Annotated in this window: 26 protein-coding genes; 4 read left to right on the forward strand and 22 right to left on the reverse strand. The window is 45.6% G+C overall.

Features of this window, described 5'->3' with window-relative positions; genetic code table 11:
• Positions 1 to 2: 2 nt before the first annotated feature.
• From rpsC to KCTCHS21_RS26955, 12 genes are all read right to left on the reverse strand, one after another.
• On the reverse strand, positions 3 to 668 hold the full coding sequence (gene rpsC, locus KCTCHS21_RS26900; protein ID WP_130615177.1) for a 30S ribosomal protein S3: 666 nt from the start codon (positions 666 to 668) through the stop codon (positions 3 to 5).
• 13 nt (positions 669 to 681) lie between these two features.
• A complete protein-coding gene (gene rplV / locus KCTCHS21_RS26905; RefSeq protein WP_130615179.1) occupies positions 682 to 1,020 on the reverse strand; it encodes a 50S ribosomal protein L22 in 339 nt (112 codons plus the stop codon).
• Between the two features lie 91 nt (positions 1,021 to 1,111).
• Positions 1,112 to 1,393 (reverse strand): 30S ribosomal protein S19, encoded by a 282-nt coding sequence (gene rpsS, locus KCTCHS21_RS26910; protein WP_130615181.1) that lies wholly within the window; start codon positions 1,391 to 1,393, stop codon positions 1,112 to 1,114.
• 62 nt (positions 1,394 to 1,455) lie between these two features.
• Positions 1,456 to 2,286 carry a 50S ribosomal protein L2 gene (gene rplB, locus KCTCHS21_RS26915; RefSeq protein ID WP_130615183.1) on the reverse strand — a complete coding sequence of 277 codons (831 nt, stop codon included), beginning with the start codon at positions 2,284 to 2,286 and terminating at the stop codon, positions 1,456 to 1,458.
• Positions 2,287 to 2,315: 29 nt separating this feature from the next.
• Complete coding sequence (gene rplW / locus KCTCHS21_RS26920) at positions 2,316 to 2,609, reverse strand: 50S ribosomal protein L23 (RefSeq protein WP_130615185.1); 294 nt, start codon at positions 2,607 to 2,609, stop codon at positions 2,316 to 2,318.
• On the reverse strand, positions 2,609 to 3,232 hold the full coding sequence (gene rplD / locus KCTCHS21_RS26925) for a 50S ribosomal protein L4 (protein WP_130615187.1): 624 nt from the start codon (positions 3,230 to 3,232) through the stop codon (positions 2,609 to 2,611). Before rplD ends, rplW begins: the two co-directional genes overlap by 1 nt.
• Before the next feature lie 31 nt (positions 3,233 to 3,263).
• Positions 3,264 to 3,890, reverse strand: a complete 627-nt coding sequence (gene rplC / locus KCTCHS21_RS26930; protein WP_130615189.1) for a 50S ribosomal protein L3 — start codon at positions 3,888 to 3,890, stop codon at positions 3,264 to 3,266.
• Between the two features lie 46 nt (positions 3,891 to 3,936).
• Complete coding sequence (gene rpsJ, locus KCTCHS21_RS26935; RefSeq protein ID WP_130615191.1) at positions 3,937 to 4,245, reverse strand: 30S ribosomal protein S10; 309 nt, start codon at positions 4,243 to 4,245, stop codon at positions 3,937 to 3,939.
• Positions 4,246 to 4,580: 335 nt separating this feature from the next.
• Positions 4,581 to 4,931 carry a stage V sporulation protein AE gene (spoVAE, locus tag KCTCHS21_RS26940; protein ID WP_130615194.1) on the reverse strand — a complete coding sequence of 117 codons (351 nt, stop codon included), beginning with the start codon at positions 4,929 to 4,931 and terminating at the stop codon, positions 4,581 to 4,583.
• Positions 4,928 to 5,944 carry a stage V sporulation protein AD gene (gene spoVAD / locus KCTCHS21_RS26945; protein ID WP_130615196.1) on the reverse strand — a complete coding sequence of 339 codons (1,017 nt, stop codon included), beginning with the start codon at positions 5,942 to 5,944 and terminating at the stop codon, positions 4,928 to 4,930. Before spoVAD ends, spoVAE begins: the two co-directional genes overlap by 4 nt.
• A gap of 4 nt (positions 5,945 to 5,948) precedes the next feature.
• Entirely contained in the window at positions 5,949 to 6,431 is a 483-nt protein-coding gene (gene spoVAC, locus KCTCHS21_RS26950; RefSeq protein ID WP_130615198.1) for a stage V sporulation protein AC, read from the reverse strand.
• A 14-nt stretch (positions 6,432 to 6,445) separates the two neighbouring features.
• Positions 6,446 to 7,306 (reverse strand): DUF421 domain-containing protein, encoded by an 861-nt coding sequence (locus KCTCHS21_RS26955; protein WP_130615200.1) that lies wholly within the window; start codon positions 7,304 to 7,306, stop codon positions 6,446 to 6,448.
• A gap of 177 nt (positions 7,307 to 7,483) precedes the next feature.
• Between KCTCHS21_RS26955 and KCTCHS21_RS26960 the strand changes: the two genes are divergently transcribed.
• The 4 genes from KCTCHS21_RS26960 to KCTCHS21_RS26970 all read left to right on the forward strand — a co-directional run bounded on the left by KCTCHS21_RS26960 (position 7,484) and on the right by KCTCHS21_RS26970 (position 9,337).
• Positions 7,484 to 7,690 (forward strand): DUF1657 domain-containing protein, encoded by a 207-nt coding sequence (locus tag KCTCHS21_RS26960; protein WP_130615202.1) that lies wholly within the window; start codon positions 7,484 to 7,486, stop codon positions 7,688 to 7,690.
• A 156-nt stretch (positions 7,691 to 7,846) separates the two neighbouring features.
• The gene (locus tag KCTCHS21_RS26965; RefSeq protein ID WP_130615204.1) at positions 7,847 to 8,434 is read left to right on the forward strand and encodes a YitT family protein; all 588 of its coding nucleotides are present in this window, start codon (positions 7,847 to 7,849) and stop codon (positions 8,432 to 8,434) included.
• Between the two features lie 464 nt (positions 8,435 to 8,898).
• Complete coding sequence (locus KCTCHS21_RS31300; RefSeq protein ID WP_162309391.1) at positions 8,899 to 9,039, forward strand: hypothetical protein; 141 nt, start codon at positions 8,899 to 8,901, stop codon at positions 9,037 to 9,039.
• Positions 9,032 to 9,337 (forward strand): hypothetical protein, encoded by a 306-nt coding sequence (locus tag KCTCHS21_RS26970; RefSeq protein ID WP_130615206.1) that lies wholly within the window; start codon positions 9,032 to 9,034, stop codon positions 9,335 to 9,337. Before KCTCHS21_RS31300 ends, KCTCHS21_RS26970 begins: the two co-directional genes overlap by 8 nt.
• A 45-nt stretch (positions 9,338 to 9,382) precedes the next feature.
• On the opposite strand, the gene tuf is transcribed toward KCTCHS21_RS26970, so the two are convergent.
• The 10 genes from tuf to rplL all read right to left on the reverse strand — a co-directional run bounded on the left by tuf (position 9,383) and on the right by rplL (position 24,542).
• The gene (tuf, locus tag KCTCHS21_RS26975) at positions 9,383 to 10,573 is read right to left on the reverse strand and encodes an elongation factor Tu (protein WP_130615208.1); all 1,191 of its coding nucleotides are present in this window, start codon (positions 10,571 to 10,573) and stop codon (positions 9,383 to 9,385) included.
• Between the two features lie 96 nt (positions 10,574 to 10,669).
• Positions 10,670 to 12,745 (reverse strand): elongation factor G, encoded by a 2,076-nt coding sequence (gene fusA / locus KCTCHS21_RS26980; RefSeq protein WP_130615211.1) that lies wholly within the window; start codon positions 12,743 to 12,745, stop codon positions 10,670 to 10,672.
• 37 nt (positions 12,746 to 12,782) lie between these two features.
• Positions 12,783 to 13,253 carry a 30S ribosomal protein S7 gene (gene rpsG, locus KCTCHS21_RS26985; protein ID WP_130615213.1) on the reverse strand — a complete coding sequence of 157 codons (471 nt, stop codon included), beginning with the start codon at positions 13,251 to 13,253 and terminating at the stop codon, positions 12,783 to 12,785.
• A 63-nt stretch (positions 13,254 to 13,316) separates the two neighbouring features.
• On the reverse strand, positions 13,317 to 13,739 hold the full coding sequence (gene rpsL, locus KCTCHS21_RS26990; RefSeq protein WP_130615215.1) for a 30S ribosomal protein S12: 423 nt from the start codon (positions 13,737 to 13,739) through the stop codon (positions 13,317 to 13,319).
• Between the two features lie 359 nt (positions 13,740 to 14,098).
• Positions 14,099 to 14,803, reverse strand: coding sequence for a hypothetical protein (locus KCTCHS21_RS26995; RefSeq protein ID WP_130615218.1), 705 nt, complete (start codon positions 14,801 to 14,803; stop codon positions 14,099 to 14,101).
• Entirely contained in the window at positions 14,800 to 15,669 is an 870-nt protein-coding gene (locus KCTCHS21_RS27000; RefSeq protein ID WP_130615220.1) for an ABC transporter ATP-binding protein, read from the reverse strand. Before KCTCHS21_RS27000 ends, KCTCHS21_RS26995 begins: the two co-directional genes overlap by 4 nt.
• 170 nt (positions 15,670 to 15,839) lie before the next feature.
• Positions 15,840 to 19,463, reverse strand: a complete 3,624-nt coding sequence (gene rpoC, locus KCTCHS21_RS27005) for a DNA-directed RNA polymerase subunit beta' (RefSeq protein WP_130615222.1) — start codon at positions 19,461 to 19,463, stop codon at positions 15,840 to 15,842.
• Between the two features lie 204 nt (positions 19,464 to 19,667).
• On the reverse strand, positions 19,668 to 23,213 hold the full coding sequence (gene rpoB, locus KCTCHS21_RS27010; protein ID WP_130615224.1) for a DNA-directed RNA polymerase subunit beta: 3,546 nt from the start codon (positions 23,211 to 23,213) through the stop codon (positions 19,668 to 19,670).
• Positions 23,214 to 23,465: 252 nt separating this feature from the next.
• Positions 23,466 to 24,071 (reverse strand): class I SAM-dependent methyltransferase, encoded by a 606-nt coding sequence (locus KCTCHS21_RS27015; protein ID WP_130616721.1) that lies wholly within the window; start codon positions 24,069 to 24,071, stop codon positions 23,466 to 23,468.
• A gap of 108 nt (positions 24,072 to 24,179) precedes the next feature.
• Positions 24,180 to 24,542, reverse strand: a complete 363-nt coding sequence (gene rplL, locus KCTCHS21_RS27020) for a 50S ribosomal protein L7/L12 (RefSeq protein WP_130615226.1) — start codon at positions 24,540 to 24,542, stop codon at positions 24,180 to 24,182.
• Positions 24,543 to 24,599 lie beyond the last annotated feature (57 nt).

Consider the following 24,599-nt stretch of genomic DNA (forward strand, 5'->3'; position numbering starts at 1 on the left):
GATCAGTTGCCTCCTTCCTCAGCAGCTCTTTTCTTTGCCGGAAGGACTTCGCCACGGTAGATCCATACTTTTACGCCGATGCGGCCATAAGTAGTATGAGCTTCTGCCGTTCCGTAATCGATATCAGCGCGGAGTGTGTGCAATGGCACTGTTCCTTCGCTGTAGCCTTCTTGACGAGCGATTTCTGCTCCGCCCAGACGACCACTTACGGCTGTTTTGATACCTTTCGCACCTGCGCGTTGCGTACGTTGCATAGCTTGTTTCATCGCGCGGCGGAAGGATACGCGGCGTTCCAATTGTTGCGCGATGCTCTCGGCAACTAGGATAGCGTCCAATTCCGGATTTTTGATCTCGGAGATGTTAATGTGTACTTTCTTGCCGTTTGAAATTTTCGTCAATTGAGCACGAAGAACTTCAACTTCTGCTCCACCTTTACCGATAACGATACCCGGCTTAGCAGTGTGAATCGTAACGTTAACGCGGCTAGCCGCACGTTCGATTTCGATTTTGGAAACAGCAGCGTCTTTAAGTTTCTTCTTAAGGAATTCGCGAATTTTGACATCTTCGATTAGAAGCGTGCCGAAATCCTTATTACCAGCGTACCATTTGGATTCCCAATCACGGATGACGCCGATACGAAAACCGACGGGATTTACTTTTTGACCCACACGTTGTCCCTCCTTATTTTTCGGATACGACCAGTGTAATATGGCTGGATCGTTTGAAGATGCTGAACGCACGGCCCTGTGAACGTGGTTGGAATCGTTTCATCGTTGGACCTTCATTAACGAAGGCTTCGGATATGAACAATTTGTTCACGTCAAGCTGGTAGTTGTGTTCAGCGTTTGCGATAGCAGAGTTCAATAGCTTCTCCAAAACCGGAGATGCCGAACGCGGCGTATGACGCAAGATAGCAACAGCATCGCCGACTTTTTTACCGCGAATCAGGTCAACGACCAGGCGGACTTTACGAGCCGGTATGCGAATGTTATTCACATGAGCTTTGGCTTGCTGAGACATCGGAGTACCTCCTCCCTTACGTTACGTCTCGTGCCGATTATTTCATGACGCCTGAGGCGCACTTACATAATCGCACTTCGTAGGGTTAAAATTATCGCTTACCCGTTTTTTTATCATCGTCGGAATGACCTTTGAACGTGCGCGTCGGCGCAAATTCACCTAGCTTGTGACCGACCATGTCTTCAGACACGTATACCGGCACATGCTTACGTCCGTCATAAACTGCGAACGTTAGACCCACGAATTGTGGGAAAATCGTCGAACGACGAGACCACGTTTTGATGACCACTTTCTTATTCGTACCAGATAGCTCATCCACTTTTTTCAGCAGATAACCATCAATGAAAGGACCTTTTTTCAAACTGCGACCCATGGAATGCTCCTCCCTTCAACGCGGCTTGAGAGTTTGCCGTTCACGCCGCTAGACGATAGTTCTTACTTGGTGCGGCGACGAACGATGTATTTGCTCGAAGCTTTCTTCTTTTTGCGAGTTTTGTAACCAAGCGTAGGCTTGCCCCATGGAGAAAGCGGGGATTTGCGTCCGATTGGCGCGCGGCCTTCACCACCACCGTGTGGGTGATCGTTCGGGTTCATAACAACACCACGTACAGTTGGGCGTTTGCCTAACCAGCGGTTACGTCCAGCTTTACCAATGTTAAGCAACTCGTGATCCTGGTTACCAACTGTACCGATAGTTGCACGGCAAGTTTTGAGAATGCGACGAATCTCACCAGAAGTCAAACGGATTGTTACATAGGATTCTTCTTTACCCAGCAATTGTGCACTTGTTCCTGCAGCGCGTACCATTTGGCCGCCTTTGCCTGGTTTAAGTTCAATGTTGTGGATAACTGTACCTACTGGAATGTTCTCCAACGGAAGAGCATTTCCAACTTTAATGTCGGAAGTAGGACCTGAAGTAATTACGTCACCAACTTTAAGACCTTTTGGTGCGATAATGTAAGTCTTTTCACCGTCTGCATAGTTGATCAAGGCGATGTAAGACGTACGGTTAGGATCGTATTCAATTGTAGCCACGCGGCCGGGAATGCCGTCCTTCGTGCGCTTGAAATCGATGATCCGGTATTTACGCTTGTGTCCGCCGCCGTGATGACGAACAGTGATTTTACCTTGGTTATTACGACCAGCACGTTTGAATAATGGCGCAAGCAAGGATTTCTCCGGCTCTGTTGCTGTAATTTCTTCAAACGTTGCAATCGTCATTTGACGACGGCTTGCCGTGGTCGGATTAAACTTTTTGACTGGCAATTGGATTCCCTCCTTACTTTAGAGACTTATTATACAGAGGATTCGAAGTACTCAAGTGGCTTGCTATCTGCAGAAAGCTGCACGATTGCTTTTTTCCACTCAGATGTGTAACCGCTGTGCTTGCCATAGCGTTTAGGCTTAGCAGGCATTCTAAGCGTATTAACATTAGTGACCTTCACTTTGAAGATCTGTTCAATAGCTTGTTTAATTTCCGTTTTGTTCGCTCTCAAGTCAACTTCGAACACGTATTTGCGCTGCTCCATGAAGTCGCTTGTGCGTTCCGTAATAACCGGCCGTTTGATTAGATCGCGGGGGTTTTTCATTACGCGAACACCTCCTCAACTTTAGCGACTGCATCCTTCGTGATGATCAATTGATCATACTTCATCACGTCAAGCACGTTAATTCCTTCAGCGGAGACAAATTTGACTCCAGGAATGTTACGCGCGGACAGGGCCACGTTATTATCAAAGTCCGCTGTTACGACTAGCGCTTTGCGGGAAACTTTGAGGTTGTTCAATAGCTTCGAGATATCCTTCGTTTTCGGCTGGGACAAGCTCAGCTGATCAAGAACGATAATTTGGCTGCTCACAACTTTGCTAGACAAAGCTGATTTGATCGCCAAACGACGAACTTTACGAGGTAATTTGAAACCATAGCTGCGCGGTGTTGGTCCGAATACGATACCGCCGCCTTTCCATTGCGGGGAACGAATACTACCTTGACGAGCACGGCCTGTTCCTTTTTGCTTCCAAGGCTTACGCCCGCCTCCGCGAACTTCCGAACGACCTTTCGTATCGTGCGTGCCAGAGCGAAGTGAAGCTTGTTGAAGCAATACAGCACTGTGCAGTACGTGAACGTTCGGCTCTAAACCGAATACTCCTTCTGCCAGTTCGATTTCTCCAACTTCTTTGCCTTCTACATTAAAAACAGTTACTTTCGGCATGAGTGGTCCTCCTTTCCTCATACATTGTGAATTATTTCTTCACCGATGTGCGGATTTTGAGAAAACTGTTGCGAGCGCCCGGTACGGAACCTTTGATCAACAATACGTTACGCTCAAGATCGATTTTCACGATTTCAAGGTTTTGTACTGTAACCGTTTCGTTACCCATACGGCCGTGCATTTTTTTACCTTTAGGTACGCGGTTTGCATCACGAATGGTTGCGAGCGATCCGTTACCACGGTGATACTTGGAACCATGCGTCATCTTACCACGTTGGAAGCCCCAACGCTTGATGGCACCTGTTGTTCCTTTACCAAGGGAAGTACCTGTCACATCAACGATATCGCCTTCGGAGAACTGGTCAACTTTAAGCTCTTGACCAACTTCCAAGTCAGCTGCGTTAAGGCCGCTAACCTCGCGAATGAAGCGCTTGGGTCCCGTGTTGGCTTTTTTAGCATGGCCAATGGCTGGTTTTGTTGCTAGCTTCTCGCGCTTATCCGCGAAACCAAGCTGTACTGCTTCGTATCCATCGTTATCTACGTTTTTCTTTTGTAGTACGATGTTCGGAGTTGCTTCTATTACAGTGACCGGCACAACGCTACCGTCAGCTGCGAATATTTGAGTCATTCCGAGTTTACGTCCCAAGATTCCTGACATGTTGACACCTCTTTTCTTCATGGATCTAATTTACTTATCGCTACAATTAAAGTTTGATTTCGATATCAACGCCAGACGGTAGATCAAGACGCATCAATGCATCAACCGTTTGCGGTGTCGGATTAACAATATCAATCAAACGCTTGTGCGTACGCATTTCGAATTGCTCACGCGAATCCTTGTATTTGTGCACCGCACGCAAGATCGTGATGATCTGCTTTTCGGTTGGCAATGGAATTGGTCCAGATACACTTGCACCAGTACGCTTTGCCGTTTCTACGATTTTCTCCGCGGATTGATCCAGGATACGGTGGTCGTAGGCTTTCAAACGGATACGGATTTTTTGCTTAGCCATAGAATTCCCTCCTTCATTCGCCCAATTTTGGAATCGGACATACTCCGTGAGAATAACCCCACAATCACCTGATCTTCACCCCTATGGCAAAGGGGCCGGGTGTGTCGGCAACCTCTCACATCAACGCACAGTCACAGACCAACATTCACTATTATAGCGATTTGCCCAAACGATTGCAACAAAAACTTTCAAAGTTTTTCATCTTCTATATAAGAGACTCCTATCACCTCAATAAATTCAATTTTCGTACACCAATCAGCACAAATAGAGGCTGTCGAAAACCACCATGGCTAATCCCATGATCATTTTCGACAGCCCCTACAATGCTTATTTCTTTAACCCTTTGGTTTTACAAATAGCGCGGCAATAAAAGAGAAAATAATCGCTGCCGAAATGCCAGCACTCGTAACCTTGAAGATCCCTGTAATAATTCCAATCCATCCATCTTCTTTTAGTTCCTCTAAAGCTCCATGTACTAATGCATTACCAAAGCTCGTAATAGGTACGGAGGCACCTGCACCAGCAAACTCAACGAGCGGCTCATACCAACCAACCCCATCTAATGCCGCGCCTATTACAACAAGCAATGCCATTGTATGAGCAGGTGTTAGCTTGAATACATCGAAGCAGATTTGTCCAAATATACAAATTGCCCCTCCTATTATAAATGCCCATAAATAAATCATATCTTATCCTCCATTTCCAGAGATACTGCATGAGCAATACAGGGAATAGTTTCTCCTTGTTGAAATGATATTGGGGATAATAATGCTCCGGTTGCCACTACAAGAATTCTTTTCAACTCCCCCTTGAGCATTCTTTTCATCAGATGCCCATAAGTGACAACTGCTGAACAACCGCAGCCACTCGCACCTGATTGCACCGTTTGCTCTTCATAGTTGTAAATCATCATGCCGCAGTCGTAGTATTTCGTTTGGTCGATCTGAATCTTATGCTTCTCGAATAGGTCACACGCTATTTCGTATCCAATTCGTGAAAGATCACCTGTGACGATTAAATCATAATAGCCCGGCTCTATCCTCAGATCGCGCAAATGAGCTTGAATGGTATCAACAGCAGCTGGAGCCATCGCGGCACCCATGTTAAACGGATCAGTGATTCCCATGTCCACAATTCTACCTATAGTCGCAGATTTCACGGTTACACCTTTGCCATGCTCCGCAACGATTGAAGCTCCAGCGCCTGTTACTGTGAATTGAGCTGTTGGAGGTTTTTGAGAACCATATTCCGTTGGATAGCGAAATTGCTTCTCTACAGCTGCATTGTGACTACATGCACTAGCGAGTACGAATTTAGCTGAACGCGAATTGACAAGATTAGCTGCTAATGCAAGGCTTTCCATAGAAGTCGAACACGCCCCGAACACTCCCAAATAAGGAATGGCTAAAGTCCGCGCTGCGAAGCTGCTACTAATGATTTGATTCATCAGGTCTCCGCCAATAAAGAAATTGACTTGCTCTTGAGTTAGGCCTGCATTCTCAATAGCCAGCTTTGCAGCCTCTTCTAATAATGTTTTCTCTGCTTTTTCCCAGCTATCCTGACCCAGCATTAGGTCTCCATGTATGATGTCAAAGTCATTAGCTAAAGGTCCTTGCCCTTCGAATGGACCAACTACCGTTCCAACTGCTCTTATTTTCGGATTGTTCTCAAATATCCAGCTTTGGTGTCCCTTAAGCATTAGATCAACCTCCTACAGCACTCGGATTAAATATGAGATGAAGGACACCTACAATGAAGGCAGCAACTGTACCGAAAACAATTACCGCACCTGCAAGCTCAAACATTTTGCCGCCAACTCCCAATACGATCCCTTCACTTCTATGCTCGATGGCTGCTGAAGCCATTGAATTGGCAAACCCCGTTACAGGAACAGCTGAACCTGCACCTGCCCATTGGGAAATTTTATCGTAAACACCCAAGCTGGTTAAAATGACAGAAATAATGATTAGTACGGCTACAGTAGGGTTACTTGCTTTTTTCTCGTCAAATCCGCCCCAGTGCACGAACATTTCTTGAATAGCTTGACCCAGTAAACAAATCGTTCCACCGACAAGAAAGGCCCGAGAGCAATTTTTTAGAACCGGTCTAGCAGGCTCCCTTTTCTTTACCAGCTCCTTGTACTCCTTCTGCACTGGGGTTAGTTTTTTTTTACTGCTGCTCGTCATATATATACACTCCCTTATCGATGAAGAATTGGCGTAACCTCTTTAATGATTGTTTGCATCTCAATTGCACATTGCTCATACATCTTTTTTGCTTTCTCATTTCTTGTGGTCAGTCCGAATAACATAAGATCTGCTTCGCATTTTTTTAACGTTGCAAATAACTTTTCCTTTTCCTGCGGCTTAGCCACCTTTAACTGATCATCATACAAATCCACATAAAATTCGCCGTATGTGTCGACCTGCCCAAGGTACACATTCTCCGCAGTAACACCAAGCTTCTCCAACTCCGTATTCAACCACTGTCGGCTTAATCCAATTGTTGCCAAGGGCTCGTCCATTATTTTTCCATCCATAATAACCGCTTGAGGCTCCTGCTCTGGTCCAACCTTGATTCCTAGATGCTTCGGAGTCAGCGGTTGATTTTCTCTCGTAAGCAGTACATTAATATCTCCGCTTGGTTCAATGATCGCGAACTCCACATCCGCTACCTTAAACGCCATTTTCTTGCGTAGCTGTTCCATGAGCTCATCTGTTGTGAGTCTTTCCTTTTTTAGATTATCTTCAAGCACTTTTCCATCTTTAATTAGAACAGTTCCTTTGCTTTCAAAAAAATCTCTCATTTTCTTACTTTTGAGTTGGAGAAATTCAATCCCGAGTGAGAAGAGCGCCCACACGCCTACTGCTACGATCCCAAGATGCAAATTCGTATTTAAGTCCAATGAGATGTAGGCAACAATGCTCCCGAGTGTAATTCCGGTAATATATTCAAAAAGAGACATCTGTGATACTTGCCTTTTCCCTAAAACCTTCGTAACTATGAAGAGCACAACAACTGCCAATAACGTTCGTAAAGCCACTTCAATCCAATCAGGCACGTGACAAGCCTCCTCCTCATGGTCAACAAGTCGCAATGTTATTTATGTTCTGTTAAGATCATCTATTTTATGAAGTCACCCTAGAGAGATCTTCTGGTTTAGAAGGGAATAGTTTCTCCGCATAAAATAGACCTTTAGCTACGATAATAATGTTGTTGTAGACGGGAGGTGATTTCATTGACAGTAGCATCTGATGTAAAAACATGTGTTGCCTCACTTAAGAGCGCTCAAGCAAGTCTTGAGCAATTCGCCCTGGCCACTCAAAACCAAGAAGCTAAAACTCTCTTCACAAATTGCGCAGGACAGACTCAACAAATTGTCCAGCAGGTGGAAACCCGGGTACAACAATTAGAAAACGAAGAACCGCAATATAAAGGCTTCTAAATTACCAACTCATTATGCAAAACAAAAGATGCATTCCCTCCCTATAAGAGGTGAATGCATCTTTTTGCCGTCTTCAAACTAATTTCTAGTCCCCATCATGTCTGTTACTTATCAGCCATATAAATAAGACAGGCATGCTGAAAGGACTGGTTTTATTTGCCCTCCCTCTATCAAAGTATTACGATTATTATTGGAAGCTTATTAATTGCTTTAGGGATAGACTTTTTTCTAATTCCAATTAAAGTACTCGATGGAGGATTCATCGGGTTAGCGCTTATCGCGAACTATATATATGAAGCAAGAGTTGGAATCGTCTTTACTTTATTGAGTCTACCCGTATTTATATATACCTGGTACAACGCTCGCGGCATGTTCATTCATAGTCTCATCGGAATGATCCTGCTCTCTTACTTCATTGATTTATTCGAGGTTTATTCTCCATTCAGTTCCTTCGTTCATTCCCAACCCTTCGCCTCCTCGGTTATAGGAGGAACATGCATTGGTATCGGATTTGGCGTTCTTCTTCGAAATGATGCAAGTACAGGGGGCATGGACTTACTTGCCAAACTAATGGCTAGGCGCTTACGGCTCAATGTAGGAATTTTAATATTAATTATGGATGCCTTCGTCGTTATTTTAGGTGGAATGCTTTTTTCTATTGATACTTTCTTCTTATCCATCGCTACGATTACTGCTGAAGGTTTGGCTACCAGCTTGTATACGAGTAAGTTCTTTTCAGATTAACTTTTAATGGGAACATGTGGCTAGCGAACTCATTAACTCTTATATGATCGAAAATGTAATGTTTTATTTGTTATATCCTGTAAAGTAGCGCCGCCCCTCCTAATAATGACTCAATAACGCAATGAAGTTCGTTAGAAAAAATAAGAGTTCATTCTATTGGCAATAAGCACAATAGAGTTTAGCTAGGGTACTTTCTGATCGTATAAGAAAAACGTCTATCCTTATTCATCCATACTACCTCAAAATTCGACTCCGCTATGTATATCGATGCATTCCTCCGCACATCTCCCCCTGCAAACTTACATGCTATGGCTTGTTAACGTAATAACGAAATTGTGTGCCATTCTTGCCTCAGACACTACTCCCTACTCCCTACTCCCTACTCCCTACTCCCTACTCCCTACTCCCTACTCCCCTCCCCGTTCAGGTACCTAGTGGGAGAGATTTTTGAATTATCGTTATCGTTGCATTTTGCGACGATGGGCATGGCTTTGCTAGGTTTCGGATCGTTATCGTCGCATTTTGCGACGATGGGCTTGGCTTTGCTAGGTTTCGACTCGTTATCGTCGCATTTTGCGACGATAGGCTTGGCTTGGCTTGGTTAGGTTTCAGCTCGTCATCGTCGCATTTTGCGACGATAGGCTTGGCTTAGTTAGGTTTCTGCTCGTTATCGTCGCAAAATGCGACGATGGGATGGGCTTCGTTAGGTTTCAGCTCGTCATCGTCGCAATTTGCGACGATGAGCCGGGTTTGGTTAGGTTTCGGATCATTATCGTCACAATTTGCGACGATGGGCTTGGCTTTGCTAGGTTTCGGATCGTCATCGTCGCATTTTGCGACGATAGGCTTGGGTTGGAGGGTTGGATTTTATACTTTCTGATAGTCGCACAAAAAAAGGGTTGAATCAGCATAATGCTGACTCAACCCTTTTGGGTTTATAACAACTAATTACTTCTGGATAGAAGCAACTGCACCAGCGCCTACAGTACGTCCGCCTTCGCGAATAGCGAAGCGAGTACCGTCTTCAACAGCGATTGGAGCGATTAGGGAAACAGTAACCTCGATGTTATCACCAGGCATAACCATTTCAGTACCTTCTGGCAGGTTGATGATGCCAGTTACGTCTGTTGTCCGGAAGTAGAACTGTGGACGGTAGCCTGTGAAGAAAGGCTTATGACGGCCACCTTCAGCAGAAGTCAGAACGTAGATTTGTGCAGTGAATTCAGTGTGAGGCTTAACTGAACCTGGTTTCGCGATTACTTGACCGCGCTCGATGTCTTTACGGTCTACACCGCGAAGCAATGCTCCAACGTTGTCACCAGCTTGAGCTTGATCTAGCAATTTACGGAACATTTCTACACCAGTACAAACGGATTTGCGAGTTTCTTCTTGCAAGCCGATGATTTCAACTTCGTCACCAACTTTGATAATTCCACGCTCAACACGGCCTGTAGCAACAGTACCACGACCAGTGATTGTGAAAACATCCTCAACTGGCATCAAGAAAGGCTTGTCAGTTGCACGTTCTGGTTGTGGGATGTAAGAATCAACAGCTTCGAAAAGCTCGATTACTTTGTCAGCCCATGCGCCATCAGGATTTTGCAATGCTTCACGAGCAGCACCACGGATAATTGGAGTGTCATCGCCTGGGAAATCATACTCGTTCAGAAGGTCGCGAACTTCCATCTCAACAAGCTCAAGCAATTCATCATCTTCAACCATGTCGCATTTGTTCAAGAATACAACGATGTAAGGAACGCCTACTTGCTTAGAAAGCAAGATGTGCTCACGCGTTTGTGGCATAGGGCCATCAGCTGCGGATACAACTAGGATTGCTCCGTCCATTTGTGCTGCACCTGTGATCATGTTCTTAACATAGTCAGCATGTCCAGGACAGTCAACGTGTGCATAGTGACGGTTAGGTGTTTCGTACTCAACGTGTGCTGTGGAAATTGTAATTCCACGCTCGCGCTCTTCTGGTGCTTTGTCGATTTGGTCGAACGCTACTGCAGCTCCACCATAACGCTTGGAAAGTACAGTTGTGATTGCAGCTGTCAATGTCGTTTTACCGTGATCGACGTGACCGATAGTACCGATGTTTACGTGTGGTTTGTTACGTTCAAACTTAGCCTTTGCCATGATTGCTGTTCCTCCTTAATAATTCAAAAAGTTATATTTGTTGGCGGGAGGGTGAGCCTAATGCTTATCCCATTCCCGACCACTTCCTCAATTTGCTTATGCGCCTTTGTGCTTAGCAATAATCTCTTCAGAGATTGATTTCGGCACTTCTTCGTAGTGGGACAATTCCATTGAGAACACCCCACGACCTTGTGTACCGGAACGAAGCGTTGTGGAATATCCGAACATTTCCGCGAGTGGAACTTTCGCACGAACGATTTGCGCGCCGAAACGCGAATCCGTTCCTTCGATACGACCACGACGAGAGCTCATCATTCCCATTACATCGCCCATGTACTCTTCAGGCACGGTTACTTCTACTTTCATGATAGGCTCTAGCAAGCAAGGGCTACATTTGTCCTTAGCTGCTTTAAGCGCTAACGATCCAGCAATTTTGAACGCCATCTCCGAGGAGTCAACGTCATGGTACGATCCGTCAACAACAACAGCTTTAATATCAACTAGCGGGAAGCCAGCGATTACACCGTTTTTCATCGACTCTTCGATACCAGCTTGGATTGGAGCGATAAATTCTTTTGGAATCGATCCACCAACCGTTTTGTTTTCGAAAATGAAACCTTCGCCTGGCTCAAGTGGTGTAAACTCAACCCAACAATGTCCGAATTGACCTTTACCACCGGATTGACGTACGAATTTACCTTCGACCTTCGCAGGGACACGGAATGTTTCACGGTAAGCAACTTGTGGTTTACCAACATTCGTCTCAACTTTGAATTCACGAAGCATACGGTCAACGAGAATTTCCAAGTGAAGCTCACCCATACCTGCAATGATTGTCTGGCCAGTTTCTTCGTCCGTGTGAGCACGGAACGTAGGATCTTCCTCAGACAGCTTCTGCAAAGCAATACCCATCTTATCTTGGTCTGCTTTTGTTTTCGGCTCAACCGCAAGCTGGATAACCGGCTCAGGGAAGTTCATTGATTCAAGAATTACAGGGTTTTTCTCATCACACAGTGTATCACCTGTTGTTGTATCTTTAAGACCAACAGCAGCTGCGATATCACCAGCATGTACTTCACTGATTTCCTGACGGCTGTTCGCATGCATTTGCAAAATACGGCCAACACGTTCGCGTTTACCTTTAGTCGCATTAACAACATATGAGCCTGCGCTCAATATACCGGAATAAACGCGGAAGAAAGTCAAACGACCAACATAAGGGTCAGTCATGATTTTGAAAGCAAGTGCAGCGAATGGAGCAGTGTCAGAAGATTCCCGAGTTGTTTCCGTACCATCGTCTAGATGACCTGTAATAGCAGGTACATCAAGAGGAGATGGAAGGAAGTTAACTACTGCATCCAACATCGGCTGAACGCCTTTGTTACGGTAAGAGGAACCACATACGACTGGGAAGATTTTCACTTCACAGACGCCTTTACGAAGAGCAGCTTTGATTTCCGGGATAGTGAGTTCTTCACCCTCTAGGAATTTCATTGTCAGTTCTTCATCAAGCTCTGCAACTTTCTCTACCAGGATAGCGCGCAGTTCTTCAACTTGAGCTTCATATTCTGCAGGAATTTCAATTTTCTCTGGATCTTTACCGAGATCATCTTTGTATTTATAAGCAACCCGTTCAATCAGGTCGATCATTCCTACAAAAACATCCTCAGCGCCCATAGGCAATTGAATAGCTACAGCATTAGCGTTCAAGCGCAACTTCATGTCTCTTACAACATTAAGGAAATCTGCACCTATAATATCCATTTTGTTAACATAAGCAATACGAGGAACGCCGTAACGGTCAGCTTGACGCCATACTGTTTCGGATTGTGGTTCCACGCCTTCTTTGGCACTAAATACGCCTACGGCCCCATCCAATACGCGCAAGGAGCGCTCAACCTCTACCGTAAAGTCAACGTGACCCGGAGTGTCGATAATATTAATACGGTGACCATCCCATTGAGCGGTTGTAGCAGCAGAAGTAATTGTAATTCCGCGCTCTTGCTCTTGCTCCATCCAGTCCATTGTAGCGGCGCCTTCATGCACTTCGCCGATCTTATGAACACGTCCGGTGTAGAACAAAATCCGTTCAGTTGTTGTGGTTTTACCCGCATCAATATGCGCCATAATACCGATATTACGCGTATTTTGCAAGGAGAACTCTCTAGCCATGATACAGTCTCCCTTCATTTATCTTACTTATGCGATTCTACCAACGGTAGTGGGCAAACGCTTTGTTCGCTTCCGCCATTTTGTGTGTATCTTCGCGCTTCTTAACTGCTGCTCCAGTGTTATTGGAAGCATCCAGAATTTCAGCTGCTAAACGCTCTTCCATCGTCTTCTCTCCGCGGTTGCGGGAGTAGTTAACGAGCCAGCGCAGTCCTAGGGACGTGCGGCGTTCAGGCTTAACTTCAATCGGAACTTGATAGTTTGCTCCACCTACACGGCGAGCTTTAACCTCAAGTACTGGCATAATGTTCTTGATTGCTGCTTCAAAGACCTCCATAGCATCTTTACCCGAGCGCTCCTTAATAAGGTTGAACGCATCGTATAGAAGTTGCTGAGCAACGCCTTTTTTACCATCAATCATAATACGGTTAACTAAACGAGTAACTAGTTTGCTGTTATACAGCGGATCCGGAAGTACATCCCGTTTCGTAACTGGTCCTTTACGTGGCATCGAAGTTCCTCCTTTCTCATTCATGTTGTGCAGTGTTAAGCAATTAAATTGCCTAAACGCTTATTAGGATTTCTTAACTTTCGGTCTTTTCGTTCCGTATTTAGAACGAGCTTGTTTCCGGTTGTTAACGCCTGCGGTATCAAGTGCTCCGCGAACGATATGATAACGAACCCCCGGTAAATCCTTAACCCGGCCTCCACGAACAAGCACAACGCTATGCTCCTGCAGGTTATGTCCGATCCCACCAATGTAGGCAGTGACCTCTACGCGGTTAGTCAAACGAACCCTCGCGTATTTACGTAGTGCAGAGTTCGGTTTTTTCGGAGTCATGGTTCCTACACGAGTACATACTCCACGTTTCTGAGGAGCACTCACTTCTGTTTCAACGCGTTTAAGAGCATTGAACCCTCTTTGAAGTGCAGGTGATTTCGATTTAACGACCTTCGATTGACGGCCTTTACGAACTAGCTGGTTAATAGTTGGCATGATGCCACCCCCTTCCCATAATCGGTAAACATAATTAGTAAACGACTCAATCGATACCCTTTTGCGAAGCCCACAGATCCAGGTGGTTCATTTTAAGAGACGAGAAAGGGCCCGTCCGGATAGCTCCCCCATTGAAACTACATTTCTCTGGCTGATCTCCGAAACAAACCCGACAATCTATTCCCTCAACGGTCACGGTCAACGCCGTACCGACTTTAATGTCACACGCTTTGCTTAGGTTCGCACCGTATCGATGTACGTCAGTTTGACGCACGTCTGGCACACACTAGGATATATTATCACTTCCATTTGGGTGTGTCAACAATAATGAGATGAATTTTGTGAGATAGAAAATATATTTAGAATAGTCTTTTCTCCATCTGCCTTATGAATATCACAAATAATACCGCACTATATACGAATGTAGCAAGCAACGACCAAACCATCTCATAGGACTTAGAAGTTTCATAATTATTAAGGACGTCCATTATTCGGTAAACTGGAGGCAGCAGCCATCCTAGAAAAGCGATTTCCGGCGGTACTAGCTTCACAATACCTGCACCTGCCAAGCATAGCACCACCACGACGAACAACCCCGCAACAGCATAGCTTAGCTTCTTCACCGTCTTAGAAGTGAATAGGAAGGCCAGAGAAGCGCCCATGAAGGATAGTAGTATATGACTTAGACAGCCGCTTATCCCTTCCGATAGGGTTGGAGCTCTCACAAACTTGTTGAAAACAATAGGATACAACACCGTAACTATCGCTAACACTGTCAGAACGCCGAATAGAACTACTATTTTGCTTAGATAGTACTTCCTTACACTCCCCATATGCAAAGCTGTTATGAGCTGCTGCACCTCATCCTCAACATCTATGTAACCGTGCCCTATCCATACGGATATGACGAATAATAAAGTAGCCGTCAATGAATAGCTGGGCATAACAGGATTCGGTACAATACTGTATATAAAAATAATACTGAGGACGTAAATGATCAGTGGAGCGATATACTTATGTGACCTGAAATAGTACTTTAAGGAGAATCGCATCGTCTCTGTCATTTGCTATCCTTCGCTTTCACATTTTCTACGGACTCAATGGAAGCTCCCGCCTGAAGAAGGGCTTGTAGCAGCTGATCGCTATTTCTCGAATCCACGTGAACAATCCAAAACTGTCCCGCCTTCCTCTTATGCACTATCCCTTGTAATCCCGCATATTTGTCTACCTCATCAGAATTATTATCTGCATAGGTTATAACTTTGTACGAGATTGGGCTCATTGAACCATCGTATTTTCGGATATCGCTAATTATTTGCCCATCCTTAAGCGTTATCACCCTGTCCGCCAGTTGCTCAATCATTTGTGTCTCGTGAGAGGTCGTTACTATCGTCATACCTTGATCTTTAAACTGTCCCAAAGCAACTATCAATTGTTCCTGAGTGTGAGCATCCAGCCCTGATAGAGGCTCATCCATGAAAAGGATGTCCGTAGGCTGCAGCATCGCTTGCATGATATTAATTTTTTGTAGCATTCCTTTGGAAAAATGACGCATTTCTTGTTTGTTCGATGTTTCCAAGCGGAAGAGCTGACATAATTCTTCAATTCTTTCCTTCAATTCGGGCACATCTACGCCACGAACTCTGCCCATGCTCATTAAATATTCTACTGCTGTGAATCGGAGCTTAGGGAGCTTATCAGGAGCATAACCGATAGATAAAGCTTTTGCATGCTCGCCCTGCTCTCTCTTCCCTGAATCGATTGTTCCCATGCCGCTCAAGATTTTAAAAAGCGTGCTTTTACCGGAGCCATTGTGTCCCACAATTACTGTTATTTCGCCTTTATGAATAGATAAGCTGCAGCCATGGAGGACTTCTTTTCCCTCGAAGCTTCGGCATACATTCTTTAGAGATAGGATAGGTGCTGCCATCAAACTTACCTCCACAAGTAAAACGGCTTCGCCGTCCTTAGGACGGCTATACACGTTTGTATCGAGCAATCAGATAAGTATATAGACGTAGAAATTTATACTTTCTGATAGTCTAAAAAAACAGGCGGATACCATTGTCGGTATCCGCCTGTTGATATGTTGTTATTGAACTACTCTACAACTACTGGCTCTAGCTCAGCCGTTTCGTCGGTTTCTTCGTCAAATGGCGATACAACACGAATGTTGCGGTATCTTGCCATCCCCGTTCCTGCAGGAATGAGTTTTCCGATGATGACGTTCTCCTTGAGTCCGAGCAATCTGTCGACTTTGCCTTTGATAGCAGCATCGGTCAGTACGCGAGTTGTCTCTTGGAAGGACGCCGCCGATAGGAATGAATCGGTCTCGAGTGAAGCCTTCGTAATACCGAGCAATACAGGACGTGCAACTGCAGGCTCTTTATCTGAAAGAATTGCTTCACGGTTGGCAGCCTCATATTCGTGAAGATCCACGAAAGCACCAGGAAGAAGAATCGTATCTCCAGGATCAACGATGCGGATTTTACGAAGCATCTGCTTGATCATAACCTCGATGTGTTTGTCGTTGATTTCAACACCTTGGTTCCGGTAAACACGTTGAACCTCTTGCAAGATGTAGTTCTGAACGCCGCGGATACCTTTAATGCGAAGCATTTCCTTAGGATCGATAGAACCATCGGTTAATTCGTCCCCAGCTTCAACCTGCTGCCCTTGAGTAACGCGAATACGCGAGCCATAGCTGACAGGATATACTTTGGATTCTGCTCCGCCTTGCAATTCGATTTCACGACGATCCTTCGTTTCGCGAATCTCTTTAACAACGCCATCAAGCTCGGAGATAATAGCTTGACCTTTCGGGTTCCGAGCTTCGAAAAGCTCCTGGATACGAGGCAAACCTTGTGTAATATCGTCTCCAGCAACACCACCGGTATGGAAAGTACGCATCGTGAGCTGTGTTCCTGGCTCTCCGATGGATTGAGCTGCAATAATACCAACAGCTTCACCGATTTCTACTTTCTTACCTGTTGCAAGATTGCGGCCGTAACAAAGCTTACAAACACCATGACGGGCGCGGCAGCTGAGTACGGAACGAATCTGCACTTGCTTGATGCCTACGCGGACAATTTCTTCCGCTCTAGGCGTATCGATGAGTTCATTGCGGTTAACAATGATTTCACCATCTTCTGGATTGCGGATCGTCGCGAATGCATAACGCCCTTCGATACGGTCGAACAGATCCTCAATAACTTCCTTACCATCCTCGATACGGGATACGGAAATCCCCTTATCTGTTCCGCAATCTTCTTCACGAACGATAACATCTTGGGCTACGTCAACGAGACGACGTGTCAGGTAACCGGAGTCAGCTGTACGAAGTGCTGTATCGGCAAGACCTTTCCGTGCTCCGTGAGTGGAGATAAAGTACTCCAAAACGGTCAGACCTTCACGGAAGTTCGATTTGATTGGCAACTCGATAATTCGTCCGGATGGGTTGGCCATCAGACCCCGCATACCGCCCAGCTGGGTGATCTGCGATTTGTTACCCCGTGCTTTGGAGTCTACCATCAACATAATGTTGTTGTAGCGATCCATGGATTTCATCAAGATCTCAGTAATTTCGTCTTTCGTTTTACTCCAGATTTCGATAACGCGGTCACGACGCTCTTCATTCGTAATTAGACCACGGCGATATTGAGTCGATACGACCGCAACACGCTCTTCAGATTTCTTAAGAATCTGATCCTTCTCTTGAGGAACGATAACGTCTGAAACCCCGATTGTAATACCCGCACGAGTTGAATAAGTAAAGCCGAGTTGCTTGATATTATCAAGAATAATCGACGTTTTGGTCGTGTGATAGATACGGAAGCATTCACCGATGATATTACCCAAGTACTCTTTACCTACCGCACCAGGAATAACAGGATCTTCAATATACTTGCTGATGTCTGCACCCTTGTCGTAGATAAAGTATTTGTCAGGCGTTCCTTTAACCAAGTTCTCTTTTGTTGCTTCATTGATGTATGGGAACGTCTCAGGGAAAATCTCGTTGAATATAATTTTACCGATCGTCGTAACAATTAGAGCTTCCTGCTGTTCAGGTGTAAAAGTCTTTTTCTTCAACTCTTTAACCGGAATGACAACGCGAGCATGAAGTGAAATACCTGTTACGCTGCGTTGATAAGCAGAAATAGCTTCATTGACGTCAGTAAAACGCAAGCCAGATCCATAGGATTGATTGTTGTCCATTGTCAGGTAGTAACAGCCAAGAACCATATCCTGAGACGGAGTAACAACAGGCTTACCGTCCTTAGGGTTCAAGATGTTACCGGAAGCTAGCATGAGCAAACGAGCTTCTGCTTGTGCTTCTGCGGACAACGGAACGTGAACTGCCATTTGGTCACCATCGAAATCGGCATTGTATGCCGTACATACGAGTGGGTGAAGCTTGATCGCACGACCTTCAACAAGGATCGGTTCGAAAGCTTGGATACCAAGTCTATGAAGAGTTGGAGCACGGTTTAGAAGCACCGGATGTTCCTTGATGACTTCCTCTAGCACATCCCAAACCTCTGGGCTTACACGTTCAACCTTACGCTTAGCGCTCTTAATGTTGTGGGCAAGACCCTTCAACACAAGCTCCTTCATAACAAACGGCTTGAACAGCTCCAAAGCCATTTCTTTAGGGAGACCGCACTGGTACATTCTCAAGCTAGGTCCAACAACGATAACCGAACGTCCGGAGTAATCCACCCGTTTACCTAACAAGTTCTGACGGAAACGGCCTTGTTTACCTTTAAGCATATGACTGAGTGATTTCAAAGGACGATTACCTGGTCCCGTAACCGGACGACCGCGGCGACCGTTATCGATCAATGCGTCAACGGCTTCCTGAAGCATCCGTTTTTCGTTCTGCACAATAATATCCGGAGCGCCAAGATCGAGCAAACGCTTCAAACGATTGTTCCGGTTAATAACACGACGGTACAAATCGTTCAAGTCACTCGTTGCAAAGCGACCTCCATCCAATTGAACCATTGGACGAAGCTCCGGCGGGATAACGGGAAGCACATCTAGAATCATCCAGTCCGGCAAGTTCCCGGAGTTACGGAAGGATTCTACGACTTCAAGACGTTTAATCGCACGATTACGACGTTGGCCCTGAGCCGTGCGTAAATCTTCTTTAAGCGTCTCTAGCTCACGATCAAGGTCAATATCCTGAAGCAGTCTTTTGACAGCTTCAGCGCCCATGCCAGCATGGAATGCATAGCCATACTTGTCACGGTAGCTGCGATATTCCTTCTCAGAGAGTAATTGCTTTCTCTCCAAAGGTGTATCTCCTGGATCCGTTACAACGTAGGATGCGAAGTATATAATCTCTTCCAGAGAACGTGGGGACATATCAAGAGCAAGTCCCATACGGCTTGGAATACCTTTGAAGTACCAAATATGCGAGACCGGAGCGGCTAATTCAATATGACCCATCCGCTCACGACGTACCTTAGCACGAGTTACTTCAACACCGCAACGGTCACAAACTACGCCTTTATAACGAACGCGCTTGTATTTACCGCAATGACATTCCCAGTCCTTAGTAGGTCCGAAAATTTTCTCGCAGAACAAGCCTTCTTTTTCCGGCTTCAATGTCCGGTAGTTTATCGTTTCCGGCTTCTTGACTTCGCCTCTCGACCAAGACCGAATCTTATCCGGGGAAGCCAAACCGATTTTCATGAACTCAAAGTTATTGACGTCTAACAAGGAGCAAGCCCTCCTTCATCGTTGCTAAGATTTCAGATCTTAACGACGGCCCCTAAGGCCCGGCGTCATGCGACTGCAGCACATAGCGTATGCTAAGCGGCTTACAGCAGCACTTCTGACATTGGAGGCGGGCGCTCGGAAGCGCCCGTCCAATTCTACTAGTACTTCACGTTACGCGACGTGTGGACGTGCTACGCAACAGTACTATTCGACACCGACTTCTGTACCCTCGAGATTAAGGTTTAGCTTATCTCCCGTGGCATCGTCCTCGTCGTCCATTTCCTTCATTTCGATCTCCTGCTCATCTCCGGACAAGATTTTAACATCCATACCGAGACTTTGGAGTTCCTTAATCAATACCTTGAACGATTCTGGAACACCCGGCTCCGGCACGTTCTCGCCTTTGACAATCGATTCGTAGGTTTTGACACGACCGACGACATCATCTGATTTGACGGTCAATATTTCTTGAAGCGTATAGGCAGCGCCATAAGCCTCCAATGCCCAAACCTCCATCTCCCCGAAACGTTGACCACCGAACTGAGCTTTACCACCCAGCGGCTGTTGTGTAACGAGAGAGTAAGGTCCAGTAGAACGAGCATGGATTTTGTCGTCGACCATATGCGCAAGCTTGATCATATACATGACACCAACAGTAACTTCACGTTCAAACAATTCACCTGAACGTCCATCACGCAGCTGCCATTTACCGTTACGTTTCATACCGGCTTCTTCCATAGCATCGAATACATCCGTTTCACGCGCTCCGTCGAATACAGGCGTAGCAGAGTGAATGCCAAGGATCTTACAAGCCATTCCTAAGTGAACTTCCAGTACTTGACCGATGTTCATCCGAGAAGGTACGCCGAGCGGGTTAAGAACAACTTGAACCGGAGTGCCATCTGGAAGGAAAGGCATATCTTCTTCCGGCAGGATACGAGCGATAACCCCTTTGTTACCATGACGTCCAGCCATTTTATCGCCTTCGGAAATTTTCCGTTTTTGTGCGATGTAAGCACGGACCAGTTGGTTAACGCCAGGAGGAAGCTCATCACCGTTCTCACGGGTAAACACTTTAACGTCGACTACGATTCCGTCTGTACCATGCGGTACGCGAAGAGAGGTATCACGGACTTCACGAGCCTTCTCTCCAAAAATCGCGTGCAACAAGCGTTCTTCAGCTGTAAGCTCTGTTACACCCTTAGGTGTAACTTTACCTACGAGGATATCACCTGCGCTAATTTCAGCACCGACACGGATAATTCCACGCTCATCAAGATTGCGAAGCGCGTCTTCCCCGACGTTCGGAATATCACGAGTGATCTCTTCAGGTCCGAGCTTAGTATCACGGGCTTCTGATTCATATTCCTCAATGTGAATTGAAGTATAGACATCTTCCCGAACTAGCTTCTCGGACAACAAGATAGCATCCTCATAGTTGTAGCCTTCCCAAGTCATGAAGGCAACGACAACGTTGCGACCAAGCGCTAGCTCGCCCGTATCCGTTGAAGGTCCATCAGCCATAATGTCGCCTTTTTTAATAATTTCTCCGCGACGAACAAGTGGCCTTTGGTTAATGCACGTTCCTTGGTTAGAACGCATAAACTTCTGAAGCTTGTATTTAACGATATCGCCTCTGACTTCTTTGCCTTCGATTATCTCAACTCGACGCAATTGGATTTCATTGGCAGAAACTCTTTCGATGAATCCGTCATATTTGGACACAATACATACCCCGGAGTCTTTAGCAGACTTGTGCTCCATTCCTGTACCAACGAATGGTGCTTCCGGTATTAACAACGGAACGGCTTGACGTTGCATGTTAGATCCCATGAGCGCACGGTTGGAGTCATCGTTCTCGAGGAACGGTATCATCGCTGTAGCGACAGACACAACCTGCTTAGGGGATACATCCATGTAGTCAACGCGATCGCTCGGCATTGTGATGATATTATCGGTCTGTTTGTTATAACGGACAATAATATTTTCGTCTGTGAAAGACTTGTCAGGGTTCAACTGTGCATTCGCTTGCGCGATGATATAATTGTCCTCTTCATCAGCCGTCATGTAGACGATGTCATCCGTAACCCGGTTTGTATGAGGATCGACTTTACGATAAGGTGCCTCGATAAAGCCATACTCGTTAATCCGTGCGAAGGAAGACAAGGAGTTGATCAATCCGATGTTCGGTCCTTCTGGTGTCTCGATTGGACACATACGGCCATAGTGGGAGTGATGGACGTCACGAACTTCGAAGCCCGCGCGTTCCCGAGTCAAACCACCAGGTCCGAGAGCCGATAGACGACGCTTATGCGTCAATTCTGCAAGCGGATTGGTTTGATCCATAAATTGGGACAATTGAGAGGATCCGAAGAACTCTTTAATTGCCGCAATAACAGGACGAATATTGATTAGCGCCTGAGGCGTAATGGCATTCTGATCCTGAATGGACATTCTTTCCCGTACAACCCGTTCCATCCGGGACAAGCCGATACGGAATTGATTTTGCAGCAATTCTCCAACAGAGCGGAGACGACGGTTACCCAAGTGATCGATATCATCTGTGTTACCGACGGATTGCAGCAAATTCATGAAGTAGTTAATAGACGAGATAATGTCCGCAGGCGTAATATTCTTCACCGACTTATCGATGATGCCGTTGGAAATAACCTTAACTACTTTTCCATCTTCTAAAGGCGAGTAGATGCTGACGGATTGCAAAGGAATATCCTCTGACTCGTAAACGCCACCCGTTACCCGATAGTTTTTGAACCCTACGTTTTTCTCAAGCATAGGGAGAATTTGATCCAACAATCTGCGATCAATCATTTGTCCAGCTTCAGCTATGATCTCTCCAGTGGATGGATCTACAAGCGTTTCCGCTAGGCGCTGGTTGAACAAACGGTTTTTGATATGCAGCTTTTTATTAACCTTGTAACGTCCTACGTTTGCTAGGTCGTAACGCTTCGGATCGAAGAAGCGTGCAATTAGCAAGCTGCGAGCATTATCCAAAGTTGGCGGTTCACCTGGACGAAGACGCTCGTAGATTTCAATGAGCGCTTTCTCAGTAGAATCCGTATTGTCCTTCTCAAGCGTATTGCGGATGTAGTCATCTTGTCCTAGCAAATCCAGAATTTCTGCATCAGTTCCAAAGCCCAAAGAGCGAAGGAGTACAGTTACTGGGATTTTGCGAGTGCGATCGATACGCACGTAGATGATATCCTTTGCATCCGTCTCAAGCTCCAGCCAAGCTCCACGATTCGGAATGACTGTAGCCGTATAGTTTTTCTTACCGTTCTTATCTACCTTAGTACTGAAGTAGACACTCGGGGAGCGAACCAACTGGCTGACGATTACACGTTCCGCACCGTTGATAATGAATGTTCCCGTTTCGGTCATGAGCGGAAAATCACCCATAAATACTTCTTGTTCCTTAACTTCGCCTGTTTCCTTGTTGAGCAAACGAACCTTAACACGAAGTGGAGCTGCGTAAGTTACATCGCGTTCTTTCGATTCATCAACTGAATATTTCGGATCACCTAAGCTATAGTCGATAAACTCCAAAACTAAGTTGCCGGTAAAATCCGAAATTGGCGAAATATCCTGAAAAATTTCCCGCAAGCCCTCGTCCAAAAACTTCTGGTACGATTGTTGTTGGATTTCGATCAGGTTCGGGACTTCCAACACTTCATTAATGCGGGCGTAGCTGCGCCGTGCACGGCGACCATACTGAACAAGATGTCCTGCCAACTTAACCTCACCCCTTAAGTCTGCTTCAACACAAAAATAAAGAAAAGCCCTTATGCGCCGGTTGGCGGCACAATGGCAACTCATCCTGCCTTTACCCCAAAACAAACCCATTATACGTCAATTAGAGTGAATTTATTCTAGGAATGGAATAGGGCATACAGGTTTAATGTGTTAAAGACAATTAGCCCATCCTAATACTGACATTTTTTAATAATACCACAGCAGAAATGTCAAGTCAAATCTTAATTATTTTTACTTGCGTGTGCAGCAGTAAAGTCTAAATCCCTTGTCTTTACCTACTTCAACAACCTCATCTTCTCCATACACTTCTTCTAGCTTCGCTCTAGCCGTTGGAGCTCCTTGCTTGTTTTGAATTACAACCCACGTCTTCCCGCCAGGATTCAGCCGTGCCCAAGATTGCTCTAGCAATTGATGTACAACTGCTTTGCCCGCTCGAATGGGGGGGTTGGACAAAATTACATCGAAGGTTTCGGCTTCAACAGCAGAGAAAAGGTCGCTATATGCAAAGGATACATTATGTACCCCATTCACCTTTGCATTGTGTTTGGCCAACTCAACAGCGCGCTCATTAATGTCGATAAGCGTAACATGTCCTTGCGGCGCAAGGCGGGCAGCAATTAATCCGATCGGTCCGTAGCCGCAACCGATATCCAGAACCTTAGCATCACTTGGAAATTCCATACCCTCGATGAGTACCCGGCTGCCATAGTCCACCCCGTCCCGCGAAAACACGCCAGCATCCGACGTCAATCGAAGCTTAAACCCGCGAAGCAATGTTTCGAAGTCTTGACGGTTACTTGCCGATTGAGGCTTATTCGAATAGTAATGATCGTTCACCCAAGCTCCTCCAAAGTTACGGATTAGATCGCTTTCTTTAGCATTATCATGTTTATACACGAACAAACCCCTCGAAGAAAATCTTCAAGGGGTTTGATGATCCGCTTCTTACTTAACTTCTACTTTAGCGCCAGCTTCTTCAAGCTTAGCTTTAACAGCATCTGCTTCTTCTTTAGCTACTTTTTCTTTGATTGCTTTTGGAGCGTTGTCTACAAGATCTTTCGCTTCTTTCAGGCCAAGACCTGTGATTTCGCGAACAGCCTTGATAACGTTGATTTTGGAAGCACCAGCTTCGATAAGAACAACATCGAATTCGGATTGTTCTTCAACTTCAGCAGCAGCAACAGCGCCACCAGCAGCAACTGGAGCTGCAGCAGTAACACCAAATTCTTCTTCGATTGCTTTAACTAGATCGTTCAATTCAAGAACAGTCATGCCTTTAATGGCTTCTAAGATTGCTTCTTTGCTCATTGTAGTATCCTCCATTATTTGAGATCATATGATCTTCTTTTTTTGATAATCAGTTGT

The organism is Cohnella abietis, assembly GCF_004295585.1.
Lineage (GTDB): Bacteria > Bacillota > Bacilli > Paenibacillales > Paenibacillaceae > Cohnella > Cohnella abietis.